The 13,797-nt window shown below is 56.5% G+C and carries 15 protein-coding genes and 1 pseudogene; 7 read left to right on the forward strand and 9 right to left on the reverse strand.

The window, feature by feature from the left end; genetic code table 11:
* Both AC2FFB_RS14795 and AC2FFB_RS14800 read right to left on the reverse strand, forming a co-directional pair.
* A pseudogene (locus AC2FFB_RS14795) lies at positions 1–211 on the reverse strand (hypothetical protein); the annotation flags it as partial.
* A 54-nt stretch (positions 212–265) separates the two neighbouring features.
* Positions 266–979, reverse strand: a complete 714-nt coding sequence (locus tag AC2FFB_RS14800; RefSeq protein ID WP_496694383.1) for a uroporphyrinogen-III synthase — start codon at positions 977–979, stop codon at positions 266–268.
* 97 nt (positions 980–1,076) lie between these two features.
* On the opposite strand from AC2FFB_RS14800, the gene tsaD reads away from it, so the two are divergent.
* The 4 genes from tsaD to AC2FFB_RS14820 are packed head-to-tail and all read left to right on the forward strand — an operon-like array spanning position 1,077 to position 3,826.
* Complete coding sequence (gene tsaD, locus AC2FFB_RS14805) at positions 1,077–2,174, forward strand: tRNA (adenosine(37)-N6)-threonylcarbamoyltransferase complex transferase subunit TsaD (protein WP_496713953.1); 1,098 nt, start codon at positions 1,077–1,079, stop codon at positions 2,172–2,174.
* Positions 2,171–3,133, forward strand: coding sequence for an NAD(P)H-dependent glycerol-3-phosphate dehydrogenase (locus AC2FFB_RS14810; protein ID WP_142637486.1), 963 nt, complete (start codon positions 2,171–2,173; stop codon positions 3,131–3,133). Before tsaD ends, AC2FFB_RS14810 begins: the two co-directional genes overlap by 4 nt.
* 1 nt (position 3,134) lies before the next feature.
* The gene (locus AC2FFB_RS14815; protein WP_142637484.1) at positions 3,135–3,404 is read left to right on the forward strand and encodes a YciI family protein; all 270 of its coding nucleotides are present in this window, start codon (positions 3,135–3,137) and stop codon (positions 3,402–3,404) included.
* Positions 3,404–3,826 carry an EVE domain-containing protein gene (locus AC2FFB_RS14820; protein WP_496713954.1) on the forward strand — a complete coding sequence of 141 codons (423 nt, stop codon included), beginning with the start codon at positions 3,404–3,406 and terminating at the stop codon, positions 3,824–3,826. Before AC2FFB_RS14815 ends, AC2FFB_RS14820 begins: the two co-directional genes overlap by 1 nt.
* 204 nt (positions 3,827–4,030) lie before the next feature.
* Here the strand turns inward: AC2FFB_RS14820 and AC2FFB_RS14825 are convergent, their stop codons facing one another.
* From AC2FFB_RS14825 to AC2FFB_RS14840, 4 genes are all read right to left on the reverse strand, one after another.
* Positions 4,031–4,372, reverse strand: coding sequence for a DUF2853 family protein (locus AC2FFB_RS14825; RefSeq protein WP_271950663.1), 342 nt, complete (start codon positions 4,370–4,372; stop codon positions 4,031–4,033).
* Between the two features lie 271 nt (positions 4,373–4,643).
* Positions 4,644–5,393 (reverse strand): extensin-like domain-containing protein, encoded by a 750-nt coding sequence (locus AC2FFB_RS14830; protein WP_496875102.1) that lies wholly within the window; start codon positions 5,391–5,393, stop codon positions 4,644–4,646.
* A gap of 13 nt (positions 5,394–5,406) precedes the next feature.
* Positions 5,407–6,795, reverse strand: coding sequence for an adenosylhomocysteinase (gene ahcY / locus AC2FFB_RS14835; protein WP_281995843.1), 1,389 nt, complete (start codon positions 6,793–6,795; stop codon positions 5,407–5,409).
* A 101-nt stretch (positions 6,796–6,896) separates the two neighbouring features.
* Positions 6,897–7,214, reverse strand: a complete 318-nt coding sequence (locus AC2FFB_RS14840; protein WP_142637476.1) for a hypothetical protein — start codon at positions 7,212–7,214, stop codon at positions 6,897–6,899.
* 204 nt (positions 7,215–7,418) lie between these two features.
* Between AC2FFB_RS14840 and AC2FFB_RS14845 the strand changes: the two genes are divergently transcribed.
* Positions 7,419–8,018 carry an HD domain-containing protein gene (locus tag AC2FFB_RS14845; protein ID WP_496694379.1) on the forward strand — a complete coding sequence of 200 codons (600 nt, stop codon included), beginning with the start codon at positions 7,419–7,421 and terminating at the stop codon, positions 8,016–8,018.
* Positions 8,019–8,024: 6 nt separating this feature from the next.
* On the opposite strand, the gene AC2FFB_RS14850 is transcribed toward AC2FFB_RS14845, so the two are convergent.
* The 3 genes from AC2FFB_RS14850 to AC2FFB_RS14860 form a co-directional block, all read right to left on the reverse strand.
* Complete coding sequence (locus AC2FFB_RS14850) at positions 8,025–9,101, reverse strand: CapA family protein (RefSeq protein WP_496694378.1); 1,077 nt, start codon at positions 9,099–9,101, stop codon at positions 8,025–8,027.
* A 358-nt stretch (positions 9,102–9,459) separates the two neighbouring features.
* Complete coding sequence (locus AC2FFB_RS14855; RefSeq protein ID WP_142637470.1) at positions 9,460–10,014, reverse strand: ActR/PrrA/RegA family redox response regulator transcription factor; 555 nt, start codon at positions 10,012–10,014, stop codon at positions 9,460–9,462.
* Positions 10,015–10,100: 86 nt separating this feature from the next.
* On the reverse strand, positions 10,101–10,721 hold the full coding sequence (locus tag AC2FFB_RS14860; RefSeq protein WP_496694377.1) for an SCO family protein: 621 nt from the start codon (positions 10,719–10,721) through the stop codon (positions 10,101–10,103).
* Positions 10,722–10,813: 92 nt separating this feature from the next.
* On the opposite strand from AC2FFB_RS14860, the gene regB reads away from it, so the two are divergent.
* Together regB and AC2FFB_RS14870 are read left to right on the forward strand one after the other, a co-directional pair.
* On the forward strand, positions 10,814–12,208 hold the full coding sequence (gene regB, locus AC2FFB_RS14865) for a sensor histidine kinase RegB (RefSeq protein WP_496690188.1): 1,395 nt from the start codon (positions 10,814–10,816) through the stop codon (positions 12,206–12,208).
* Between the two features lie 63 nt (positions 12,209–12,271).
* Entirely contained in the window at positions 12,272–13,777 is a 1,506-nt protein-coding gene (locus AC2FFB_RS14870; protein ID WP_496690189.1) for a PAS-domain containing protein, read from the forward strand.
* The last annotated feature ends 20 nt before the right edge of the window (positions 13,778–13,797 follow it).

Consider the following 13,797-nt stretch of genomic DNA (forward strand, 5'->3'; position numbering starts at 1 on the left):
CTTCGGCTTCGGCTTCGGCTTCGGCTTCGGCTTCGGCTTCGGCTTCGGCTTCGGCTTCGGCTTCGGCTTCGGCTTCGGCTTCGAAAGGCGTTTCGTCTACGGGGTCAGCATCGTCAACAGGTGCCTCATCCGGGGTCTGGACAATGTCCTCGACTGCGTCAGCCTTGGGGTCATCTTCCGGCTTTTGATCGGTTTTCTTCTTACCAGCCACCGCAATGTTCCCCTTTTCGAATCCAAAACAACCTGAACAACTAACCAGACTAAGTTAATCTGTGGCCTCGCCGCCCTCAACCCGCATCGCATGTTTCACAAGCTTTTTAACGGCTTTCCGCATTTTCTTCGGTGTCGGCTCTTTGGCAATCTTCAGGCGGACATAATCCAAGGAATAAAGGGGTTCAGCCGTGGCCTCGCTGATTGCAGCCAGCCAAAGTGGTGCCGAACCCACCCAGATGTCGGCAAATTGTCGCGCTGTTCTGGGTGAAAATATGGGGACAATCACCGGTTCATTGCCCTCAGCAACGGCGCCTGCCCGATCTGTGAGCGGTAACAGGTGCTGTTTATAGACAGGCTGTTCACGCACAGCCAGACCGGATTCGGTCAACCGTTCAGCAATGTTACCCCGGCTGTGTTCCCCCCGAAGATGAAGCAGCGGGCTTTGGGGCCGGTGCTTTAGCAGGTTTGCAATCAGCTCTTCGGCGGTAGCACCCACCATCCGGGCATCCCAGCCCGCGCCTTTGGCCGTTCCGGTGGTAACAGGACCGACACAAAAGGCCGGCATCTTTCGAGATACATCTAAAGACGTCGCCGCATTAACGGCGTTGGCCGAAGTAAAGATCAGCCCCTTTGCTTCATCCGCATGCACTTGCACCGCCAAAGGTTTGATTTCCAGAATCGGCGAATGGATAACCTCTACCCGGCTTCTGATGCGGGTTGGCAACTGCGCGACGAACCTTTCAGACGCAGCGCGCGGGCGGGTCATCAACAAATACAACAGTTGGCGCCTTCGGCCTTGGGATTGTTTGCATCCGCGCAGGGTGATACCCCGCTTGGCAACCAAGGTGTAACGGATCAGGCCAATGGTGCAAACACTTACTGTCCTCGGGTTGGAAAGCAGCTGTGATGACACGGCCGCCGCAGTCGTGCGCCAATCCGATGATACAGCCGCCGAGGTGCTGTCCTCGGTTGTCTATGGCCAGACCGAATTGCACAGCGCATTTGGTGGCGTGGTGCCTGAGATTGCCGCCCGCGCCCATGCGGAAAAGCTGGATATCTGTGTGATGCAGGCGTTAGAGGCCGCAGGTTTGGGCCTTGCCGACATGGACGCTATTGCCGTAACCGCCGGTCCCGGCCTGATTGGGGGGGTTATGTCAGGCGTCATGTGCGCCAAAGGGATCAGTGCCGCCACGGGCCTGCCATTGATCGGAGTCAACCATCTGGCCGGTCACGCGCTGACGCCACGCCTGACGGACGGGATCGCGTTTCCCTACCTGATGCTGCTGGTTTCGGGCGGGCACTGCCAATACCTGATTGCCCATGGGCCCGAGGAGTTCACCCGCCTTGGCGGCACCATCGACGATGCCCCGGGCGAGGCCTTTGACAAAACCGCCCGCCTGCTGGGCCTACCGCAACCCGGTGGCCCCTTGGTCGAGGTCGAAGCCAGCACGGGCGATCCCAAACGGTTCCGGTTTCCGCGGCCACTGCTGGACCGTCCGGGCTGCGATTTGTCCTTTTCCGGGCTCAAGACCGCGCTGATGCGAATGCGCGACCAGATCGTGGCCGAAAAAGGTGGCCTGACGCGACAGGACCGCGCCGATCTTTGCGCCGGGTTCCAACAGGCCATCGTGGACACTTTGGCCGAGAAAACCCGCCGCGCAATCGACCTTTACCTATTGGAAGGCCCTGCGGAGGCGGTTGTGTCTGTTGCGGGCGGCGTTGCGGCAAATACGGCCATTCGTACCGTGTTAGAGTCTATCTGCGTCGAAAAAGGTGCCCGATTTACCGCCCCTCCGTTAGCCCTGTGCACCGACAATGCCGCCATGATCGCCTATGCCGGAATTGAACGTTTCCGCACTGGTGCCCGCGATGATCTGACCCTGACCGCGCGTCCGCGTTGGCCTCTGGATCAAACCAGCCCGGCCATGTTGGGCAGCGGCAAAAAAGGAGCCAAAGCATGAGCGTGTCGGTTCTGGGATCCGGAGCGTTTGGAACAGCTCTGGCGATTTCGCTGGCCGGGAAAGGCCCCGTCACGCTATGGGCTCGGGATCCGGAACAGGCCCAGATGATGCAGAACCATCGCGTAAACAGCGCGCGCCTGCCGAATGCACCTTTGCCCAAGGCGATTACGGTTACTTCGGACGCTGATCTGGCGGCAGAAAGCGAAATCATCCTCCTGTCCGTGCCGATGCAGAAATTGCGGAGCGCGTTGTGTGCGCATTCCGCTACCCTCAGAGATAAAACGCTGGTCGCCTGCTGCAAAGGGATAGAGCTGACCTCGGGCCTTGGGCCGGTTTCCGTTATCCGTGAAACCGTCCCAGAGGCGCGCGCTGCGCTGTTGACCGGGCCAAGCTTTGCGAACGACATCGCGCGCGGCCTTCCCACCGCATTGACCCTCGCTTGTGCGGATGATGCGATTGGCCGTGACCTGCAGCATGAATTGAGCACCACAAATCTGCGCCTCTATCGCACCGCGGATACTATCGGCGCCGAACTTGGTGGGGCCTTAAAAAACGTCATGGCCATCGGGTGCGGGGCCTGCATTGGCGAAGGCATGGGCGAAAGCGCCCGTGCCGCCCTTATGACGCGGGGCTTTGCCGAGATGCAGCGCTTTGCGCTGATGCGCGGGGCCCGCCCTGAAACATTGATGGGCCTGTCGGGTATGGGTGATCTGGTACTGACCTGCTGTTCCGAACTGTCCCGGAACTATCGATTTGGCCTGTCGCTTGGGCGCCAGGATGCTTTTGACACAAACACAACCGTCGAAGGTGTTGCCACGGCCAAGGCTTTGGCCAAAATTGCCAAGGCCGAAGACCTGGACATGCCCATAAGCACAATCGTTTCAGAAATAAGCACCGGAAAATGCAGCGTTGGTGAAGCCATGCGCTGGCTGCTGAACCGACCCCTGAAGGAGGAATAACATGCTGATCGCCCTTATCGCCAAGGATAAACCCGACGCGCTGCAAACCCGGCTGGATAACCGTTCCGCCCATCTGGCCTATATCGAAGAAACCGGTGTTGTTGCCCAGGCCGGACCCCTTCTGGAAGGCGATGCGATGATCGGATCACTGATCATCCTCGAGGTCGAGGATATGACGGCGGCGCAAAACTGGGCCGACAATGATCCCTATGCCAATGCAGGACTGTTCCAGTCAGTTGATCTGATCGTCTGGAAAAAGGTGGTCGGCTGATGGCGTATTGGCTGTTCAAATCCGAACCCTCGACCTGGAGTTGGGACCAGCAAGTCGCCAAGGGCGCAGAGGGCGAAGAATGGGATGGGGTGCGCAACTATCAGGCACGCAATTTCATGCGGCAGATGGCCGTGGGCGACCGTGGTTTTTTCTATCATTCGCAAAAAGACAAGGCGATTGTCGGCATTGTTGAGGTTTGCGCCGAAGCCCATCCAGACAGCACCACCGAGGATGAGCGTTGGGAATGTGTGGATATCAAAGCCGTGCGCCCGTTCACCATCCCGGTCACGCTGGATCAGATCAAAATGGACGAACGTCTGGATGAGATGGTTTTAGTCAAAAACTCCCGCCTGTCCGTGCAACCGGTCAGCGATGCCGAATGGCAGGTGATTTGCGATCTGGGGCAGACGAAAGCGGATTGATCAAAGGGAAGGTCCTGACAGATGCAGAACCTTCCCTACCCCGCGTGCTCCCGACTCACCACACGCGTATAGAATTTCGGTTCTGACCGTCCTGGTCACAAACTGACACTAACCCATTTGGCCGGTTTGGCACAAACAACAAGTACCTAAAATTGGAAACGCCCGCCACAGATCGGGCGGGCGCTGATTGGTCGAAACCCGGATTTAGCTATAGACCGACTCTTTGCCGAAATGCTTGGTCAGCATATAGTAAACGACAGCACGATACTTGTTGCGCTCGGACATGCCATAGGTTTCCAGCGCTTTGTTGATCGCCTCTATCAGCTCGGGACCGTCGGAAAGCCCCAGCTTCTTGATCAGGAAGTTATTCTTGACGGTCTCAATTTCACCTGACTGAGTTGCTGCCACGGTCGACGCGTCGGCGTCATAAATCGCCGGACCACATCCGATCGTGACCTTGGTCAAGAGGTCCATGTCGGGGTCCATCCCGCATTTGTTTTTCAGATCATCTGCGTATTTGGCGATCAGTTCGTCGCGTTTTCCCATGAATATTTCTCCCGTTGAGCAGCTTTGGCTGCGATTTTCAATGCGCCTATGAACAGGTGTCGGAAGGTTAGTCAGTTGTTCTGTTTACACAAAGGGAAAATTTCTGGTCATTCCCCGTAAGCGAAATTATGGCAGCACAGATAGACTCCGCGTACAACTATGCCTGATTCTGGCCTTCTGTAAGGGTCAGGTGGTTTGGATTCAGGGCGCAGCGGGAAAATGTTGAAACTAGTGCAGCGTGCCGACATGGCACCTGCTAACCGACCGGTGGTTATCTGCAATATCCCCAACCCGGTCCCTGAAGATGGAAGTGGTTCGCATGCAGCCGGTTGTAGTTTGGCCCAAGTACCACCCGAAACCATTCGCATGCACCCCGGCCAATCCGGTGTAGAAAATCTGCTTCGGGTCCGGGTGTTGTCCAGTCCGACAGCAGGCTCAGGCTTCGCCCATCTGCCAACTCGACCCCGACAATATCGATGGCATCAGCGGTGGCATGACTGCTCCAACCGCTGTCCTTTCCCTGCGCGGTGCGCATTCGCCGGCAGTTATAGCTGCCCAGGTGGCGCAAGCTGCGCACCCTGCTGTCCAACATCTCGCGCGCGGCGGGTTGGACCACATGGTGTTCCCACATGGCCAATCGCAGAGCCGTGGCACAACGGGTCTCGACGCCATTGACGCTGGCCGTGGTTAAGCCCGAGAGAACCTCGCGCCCGGCTATTCCGCATTTCTCGTCGACAATCAGATCCTCGACCAGGGAAAAGCTTACCCCCGCCCCGGCCAATGCGGCCCTGCACTGCGTTTCATCGGCCAAAGCTCGTCGCATTTGCACAGGTGTGACCGGCGTGACCCGAGCCGTAATGGTCAGATCTCGCAAAGGGTTCCAGTGGTCCGGAACCGGTGATTGCGGGTGGGACAAAAGCCAGTAGCCACCCCCACCCATCAAAACCACCAAGGCGAGTGCTGAGAAAACGAAAGACGCCGCCAGATGCAATATCCGACGGCGTCCAGAAGGTTTGGTCATGCCTGACCCGCAATCAATAGCGGTAATGTTCAGGCTTATAGGGGCCTTCCGGATTCACACCGATATACGATGCCTGTTCGCTGTCCATCTGCGTCAGCTTCACGCCGATACGGTCCAGATGCAGGCGTGCAACCTTCTCGTCCAGATGTTTAGGCAGGATGTAGACCTTGTTTTCGTACTGATCGCCTTTGGTGAACAGCTCAATCTGGGCCAACACCTGATTGGTGAACGAAGCCGACATCACAAAAGACGGATGACCGGTGGCGTTGCCCAGGTTCAACAGGCGGCCTTCGGACAGCAGGATCAGACGATTGCCCGAAGGCATCTCGATCATGTCCACCTGTTCCTTGATGTTGGTCCATTTGTGGTTCTTCAGGCTAGCCACCTGAATCTCGTTGTCGAAGTGACCAATGTTGCCGACGATGGCCATGTCCTTCATCGCGCGCATATGCTCGATGCGGATCACGTCCTTGTTGCCGGTCGTGGTGATGAAGATATCCGCGCTGTCAACTTCGTCTTCCAGCAGCGTAACCTCGAACCCGTCCATCGCGGCCTGCAGGGCGCAGATCGGATCAACTTCGGTCACTTTCACACGGGCACCGGCACCGCGCAGCGACGCGGCCGAGCCTTTGCCCACGTCACCATAGCCACAGACCACGGCAACTTTACCAGCCATCATAGTGTCGGTGGCGCGGCGGATACCGTCGACCAGCGATTCCTTACAGCCATATTTGTTGTCGAACTTCGACTTGGTGACACTGTCGTTGACGTTGATCGCTGGGAACGGCAGTTGGCCGTCTTTCACCAGCTGATACAGGCGGTTCACACCGGTCGTGGTTTCTTCGGACACGCCCTGGATCTGGTCGCGCATCTTGGTGAACCAACCCGGGGACGCGGCCATCCGCTTGGCGATCTGCTTTTTGATCACCTCTTCCTCTTCCGAGCCCGGTACGGGGATAATGTCTTCGCCCGCTTCGGCGCGAGCTCCCAGCAGGATATACAGCGTCGCATCGCCGCCATCGTCCAGGATCATGTTGGGGCCGTCGGTGAACAGGAAGGATTTGTCCAGATAATCCCAATGCTCTTCCAGAGTCTGGCCCTTGATGGCGAACACCGGGATACCGGCTTGGGCAATCGCCGCCGCCGCGTGGTCCTGGGTTGAGAAGATGTTGCACGACGCCCAACGCACATCCGCGCCCAGCGCCACAAGTGTTTCGATCAGAACGGCTGTCTGGATGGTCATGTGCAGCGACCCAACAATACGCGCGCCCTTCAGGGGCTTTGCGTTACCGTATTCCGCGCGCAGGGCCATCAGGCCCGGCATCTCGGTCTCTGCAATATCCAGTTCTTTGCGGCCAAACCCGGCCAGCGAAATGTCTTTGACGATATAGTCCCCGGCCATCAGGTGCTCCATTCCGGTATAATTCAATCCGGGTTGCCCTAGCATCCCTTTTGGGACGTGGCAACGCAGATGGCCGGAAACGGGGTTTTAAGCCGCCAAAATCAACTTGGTATGCCCTCTACCTTGATTTTGGGGATCGCTTGGAAAAAGTCGGTCCCAACGGCGACAATGCAACTGATGCCGTTCGGACGTGTCACCAAAACGGTATAGCTACCCGTTTCCTGAGAGGTCCAGACCTCCATCACCGATTGCGAGCCACGGGATTTTTGCAATCCACCAAAGGCCAGTTCCTCGGAATAATTGTCCTGTAGCGTTGAAATCAGTTGATCACGCAACGCACAGCTTTGCTGGGCAAAGGCAGGCGGTGCAGTGGCGGCCATACCAAAGGCCAGAGCAATTCCTAACAAACGCTTGAACATAGCAAGCTCCTTTCGATACGAGTTACGTCCGAGAGGGGCACACCGGGAGGAGCATGCGCCCCCCTCGGTACAAATGTCGGTATCACCGCGCGCTTGTTCAAAGCACGATTGCTCAAGAAAAAGTTGGCAGCTGGTGATCTTGACAGGTACAGCTTACCACAAAAATGCGAATTTAATGTGTCCCACTTCACAAGGCATGGCAGAATGGCAACACAACCCCGCGCATGGCAAAGAATGCTGTCCGGGCGCAGGCTGGACCTGCTGGACCCAACACCGGTGGATATCGAGATTGAGGATATCGCGCATGGGCTGGCCTTTGTGGCCCGCTGGAACGGGCAGACACATGGCGATTTCGCCTATTCGGTGGCCGAGCATTCGCTGCTGGTCGAAGAGCTTTTTGGTCGTATTGCCCCCAAGGCACCGGTCAAATGGCGGCTGGCGGCCCTGTTGCACGATGCGCCGGAATACGTGATCGGAGATATGATCTCTCCGGTCAAATCCGCTGTCGGTCCCGACTATGGCGCACTGGATGACCGGCTGACTGCGGCAATCCACATCCGGTTTGGACTGCCCGCTGCGGTGCCTAAAACGGTAAAACGGCAAATCAAAAAGGCTGACAAGATCAGCGCCTGGATGGAAGCCACCCAGATCGCGGGCTTTTCCGAGACCGAGGCGACAAAATTCTTCGGCCGCCCGGACAGGGCTATTATGGAAGGGCTGCAGATCAAATTGCGGCCACCCGTTGAAGTAAGATGTGCCTATACGCATAGACATTCGGCATTGATGGCCGAGATTGGGCCCTGACCACTATCAGCCTTCTGATCGCGCCACCTTCTGAAAGACGTTACCGTCAATCTCATGGGCATGCCAACGCACTGGCGTCGCCTTCAGATTTGTTATTTCGGCCTTGCCCTCAGTCTTTTGTACTTCAATCTGCATAATCGTACTGCTGGCAATGTCTCTATCGGCGAAACCCCACAGCAGACTTCCTAGGGAATAGGCGATTGGCACCGTCCGATCTCCGGTCTGTGTGCGATACAGCTGAATGGGCTGAGGGACATGGGGGTGGTGGCAGACGATAAGATCAGCTCCGAATTCGGCCAAGTCCTGTGCGGCCTCTTGCTGCGCTCGGCGCGGGAACAGCTCGAACTCATGACCCCAATGAATAATCGCAATAACCAGATCACAGCCAGCCGCTTTTGCGTTCGAAATCTGTGTCTTTAGAAGGGTGGTGTCCGGCGCTTGATGTTTTGAAGTCAGCTTGGCGATATTGATGCTCTGCTTTTGACCTTCAGGAAGCGCGTGGCCGTTGGTACCAAAAGCGCAGGACGCAAATCCGAACTTTATCCCTTTTCGTTCGATCGTTTTGACGGCTGTGGCTTCTGCCAAACTCTCATTCACGCCGATTTGCATGATATTTCTGTCACTTAAGACGTTCAGAGTCGTTTCAAGCCCCTCAACACCCATGTCAAGAATATGGTTGTTTGCAAGGTTCAAAACATCAATGAACCTCTCGTTATGGCTGGTCAAAGCATCGAACTGTTCTTCCGACGCACATTCGATCGGCGGGCCAGCGTCCCCGATCACTTCGTCAATCAAGGGCTGTGTCGTTACAGGTGACTCGTAGTTGGCGACCAAAATATCGTCCTGAAACAATAGATCTTCAATCTCAGCATATACTTGATCTTTTGCGACACTGGCCCTGTGGGTTCTTAGAATGTCCCCGGCAAAGCTCAGAGTGACCGAATTTGATGTGTCACTGATGCCAGCGGTTGAAAGTCGTACGGCCGTTTTAGTCATAAACCCGGACTGATCCAGCTCCGCTTCAGGCTGCTGAATGGGGTTCTTACTTTTATAGACCCAGTACAGGTTGTCCAAAATGTTCATTTCGGAGAGCTCACCCGCAGCGCCCTTTCGTGGTCGCGCCCAAAACCCAAATCTCTCTGCTGCCCAGGTGACAACAGAGACAATGACTTTAAGGGCAGGGTTGGAAATACGGAGGCTTTCGTATGGCGTATTAGGGAGCGGCGACACTTCGATACATCTCAACTATTTGTTCGGAACAATATAAATATTGAACTTAACGACAACACAAATTGGTTAACAGACACTAAATTAAAGTCTTCATGGGTTGCGGGCCATCAGCCGCGACAAAGCATATGTTTGGTGGCCGCCTGTCGAGACTCAATTCGGTTTTCCGGCTTGATGAGTTCTGGTCTGTTATGCGCAAGCTAAACCCACGACCTCATCGCGGGCTACGCTTCGCCAAGATCCGTTGCAATGTCCGGCGGTGCATGTTCAGGCGTCGCGCGGTTTCACTGACGTTGCGATCACACAGCTCATAGACCCGCTGGATATGCTCCCAGCGCACGCGATCCGCGCTCATTGGGTTTTCCGGCGGCGGGGGCAGTTCGTCGCCCTTGGCCAGCAATGCGTTGGTGATGTCGGTGGCGTCGGCGGGCTTCGACAAATAGTCGGTGGCACCAATCTTGACTGCGGCCACAGCGGTGGCAATAGCGCCGTACCCGGTCAGAACCACAACCCGGCTGTCGGGGCGCTTTTCGCGCAGCACTTCGACCACATCCAGGCCGTTGCCATCCTCCAACCGCAGGTCAACAACCGCATATGCAGGCGGGCGGGCTGTGGAAATGGCGCGGCCAGCGGCGACAGAGCCCGCGGTTTCAACCTCGAACCCGCGTTTTTCCATGGCCTTGGCCAGACGTCTCAGAAACGGTTCGTCATCATCCACCAATAACAGCGATTTATCCGGGCCGATGTCGAGGTCAGAGCTGTCCGCCATATTCTATTCTTTCCGCTAATTCACGCCGTTGGCTTAAACATGAGTAATAGCAGCGCCATTGCAAAGGTCAAACAGACCGTTGCGTTCTAGATCTTGTCCAGAAAGCAGCCCACCTTGTCAGCCATCTGCTCGGCTGTGTCATTGCGATCGAAAAATTCGATAAACCCGTCCTGGGGTGTGACCAGATAAGTAAAGGTCGAGTGATCAACCAGATAGTACTCATCACTTTTGTCATGGGCCTTATAATAGGTCTTATAGGCCTTGCTGGCGGCCTTGACCTGCTCGGGCGTGCCGGTCAGGGCGATGGTCTTACCACCAAGGTTAAAGACGTAATCGGCCATGACCTCGGGCGTATCGCGATCCGGGTCGATCGAGATGAACAGAGGCGTCACCGATTGCCCGCGCTCGGCCAGAATATCCACCGCTTCGGCATTGCGGGACATGTCAAAGGGGCAAACATCCGGACAGAAGGTATAGCCGAAGTAGACCAGCGTAGGTTCGGTTATCACCTGTTTGTCGGTCACAGTCTCGCCCTTGCCGTTGATCAGTTCGAAGGGCCCGCCAATCGTGGCCGTACCCCCTGCGATCTGGCTGGACCGGCACTGCGCGAATTTGTCGTCCGAGCCTGCGCCGCGCGTCAGCAGCCACATGGCCCCCAGACCTACGGCCAAAACAACTGTTGCAAGGATAGCGTATAGACGGACCATGGCATCTTACCTGACGATAGAGGAGTTGTTGATCGTTCCGGCCGGGACACCTATCAAGATGAACAGCCGATGCAACAGGACATAATGGACCAATGGCAGATTCCAACATCACTTTTTGGCCTGGTCAGGAACGCAGCTGGATTCGCCTGCGGACGCTGATCCTGCTGCGCTGGGTGGCCATCTTTGGCCAGATCACCGCAATCACCGTGGCGCAACAGACCTATGATGTGCAGTTGGATGTGACGCTGTGCTATCTGGCCATCGGTATTTCGGTCATGGGCAACTTGACGGCGATTCTTGTCTTTCCACGCAACAAACGCCTGTCCGAGTTCGAAAACTTTCTGATGGTGTTGTTCGATTTGTTGCAGCTGACCATCCTGCTGTATCTTACCGGAGGTCTCAATAATCCGTTCGCCTTGCTGTTGGTGGGTCCTGTGACGATCTCGGCCAATGTCATGAGCACCCGGTCTACGCTGATCATCGGTACGGTGGCCATCATTCTGACCACGCTGCTAGCCGAATTTCACCTTCCCCTGCACACGGATGGCGGTGTGGATCTTGAGATCCCCGGTATCCTTCTGTTCGGAAACTGGGCTGCCATCGTTATCGCGATCGTTTTCCTGGGGGCCTATTCCCACCGCGTAAGCTCTGAGGTGCAGTCGATGTCTCAAGCGCTGTCGGCCACGCATATGGCCCTCGCACGTGAACAGAAACTGACCGATCTTGGTGGAGTTGTCGCCGCCGCCGCGCACGAACTTGGAACACCTCTGGCAACAATCAAACTGACCAGTGCCGAACTGATCGAAGAGCTGGACGACCGCCCTGACCTGAAAGAAGACGCCGCCTTGATCCGCGAACAGGCCAATCGTTGCCGCGACATTCTGCGCGACATGGGGCGGGCTGGCAAAGACGACCTCCACCTGAGACAGGCCCCCCTGTCCACTGTCATCCATGAGGCCGCCGAGCCACATATCAACCGCGGCAAGCAGGTACACTTTGCCGAAGGTCCGGTCGGGGATGGCGATGTTCAACAGCCTTCGATCCTGCGTAAACCTGAGATCATCCACGGAATGCGCAACCTCATCCAGAATGCTGTGGATTTCGCGCGCAGCAACGTCTGGGTCGAAGCGGAATGGACAGCCGAAAGGATTACGATCAACATCATGGATGACGGCCGCGGGTATCCTTCGCAAATGATTGGCCGGATCGGGGATCCGTTCATGCGCCGACGGCGGGCAGAATCGGAAAAGCGGGCCCGGCCGGAATATGAAGGTATGGGCCTGGGCCTGTTCATCGCAAAAACCCTGCTGGAACGCAGCGGTGCGCATTTGGATTTCGCCAATGGCTCTGATCCATATCAGACCTTGTCGGACAATCCCGAACGTATAGGGGCCATCGTCCGGGTATCTTGGCCGCGAAAACTTGTGGATGCACAGACCGGCGACACCCCCGTTCCTTCAGGTGTAAATCAGCATATCCAAGTCTGAGTTAAGACCCCGTTAACCATTTCCACCCATAGCTATACCCGTGAATTCACCGCGGGAGAGCACATGGTCGACTGGATCATATTGGCCGTCATCAGTGTGGTGTCTGCCAGTCTGGCGGTTCAATGGCTTTTGCCCCGTCGTCAGCAGACAAGTGACAATTTCGGCCTGTCCGAGCCGGCCTCGTTGTTCAATGTCGTGTTTCTGTTCGACGGTGACCGCCTGATCAGCCACACAGACATCGCTCTGGAAGGGTTTGAGGCTGTGCGCGACTGGTCAGATCTGCGTCGGCTGCTGCAGCGAGATTTTCCGGGCTTTCCTGAAACCCCTGAACGCGTCAGGCACGAAGGGAATCTTATCATCCCCGCCATTGATTGTTCGGTCGAGCGGGACGTTTTGTGCGAATGGATCGACGGGGTCGTACGCGTACAGCTGCGGGAAAGCTCTGATTACCCCAGAACCGTATTGCGCGAGAATAGCGATCCGATCCGCCTGGCGATGGAACTGGCGCCCTACCCGGTCTGGCATCTGGATTATCAAAACAAGATCCGCTGGTGCAACGCCGCCTATGTCTCGCTTGTCCGCAAAGTGCGCGGTGGCGATACCGACCTGACTGCACCTCTTTTTCCCGGGCCCGAAAATGGCGCGCGTATCAGCGCCAAGACCCGTGTATTCATTTCGTCCGAAGACAGTGCAAACAAGCTTTGGTTTGACCTGACGATGGTGGACCACCCGGAAGGCAGCCTATGCTACGCTGTGGACATCAACGCCATCGTCGCCGCCGAGACAGCGCAGCGAAAATTCGTACAGACGATGACCAAAACCTTTGCACAGCTGTCCATCGGCTTGGCCATTTTTGACAGAAATCGCCAGCTTGCCCTGTTCAACCCCGCCTTGATTGACCTGACCACCCTGCCCCCGGATTTCCTGAGCTGCCGCCCCAACCTGTCCAGTTTCTTTGACCGCCTGCGCGATCAGCACATGATGCCGGAACCCAAGAACTATCGCAGCTGGCGTAATCAGATGAACGATCTGCTGGAGGCAGCAGAAGACGGAAATTACCAGGAAACATGGTCGCTGCCATCCGGCTCGGTCTATTCCGTCAGCGGCCGCCCGCACCCGGATGGTGCGGTGGCCTTTCTGTTCGAAGATATCACGGCCGAGATCACGTTGACCCGCCGCTTTCGGGCGGAAATGGATTTGATGCAATCCATCCTGGATAAGCTGGCCGACGCGGTTGCCGTTTTCGGTGATGACGGTACCTTGGCCTTCACCAATTATGCCTATCAGAAATTATGGGGTGAAGCCGATGGTGCCGGATTTGAACCCGACACGGTTCTGGACGTGACCCGCAACTGGCAAAAACATTGCACGGCCACTCCAATTTTGGGTGAAATCCGTGATTTCGTGGAAATGCGGGACAGCCGGGCTGAGTGGTCAGCCAGAATCCAAATGCGTAACGGAACCGATCTGAACTGCACCATCTGCCCATTGCAAAACGGGGCCACCATCATTCGCTTTGCCACCAACGAAGCAATTCCGCAGCGCGAGATACAGCAAATCAGCGCCTGAACCGGGTTGCAGCCAATCCT

The sequence above is a fragment of the Ruegeria sp. YTSA219 genome (assembly GCF_059609985.1).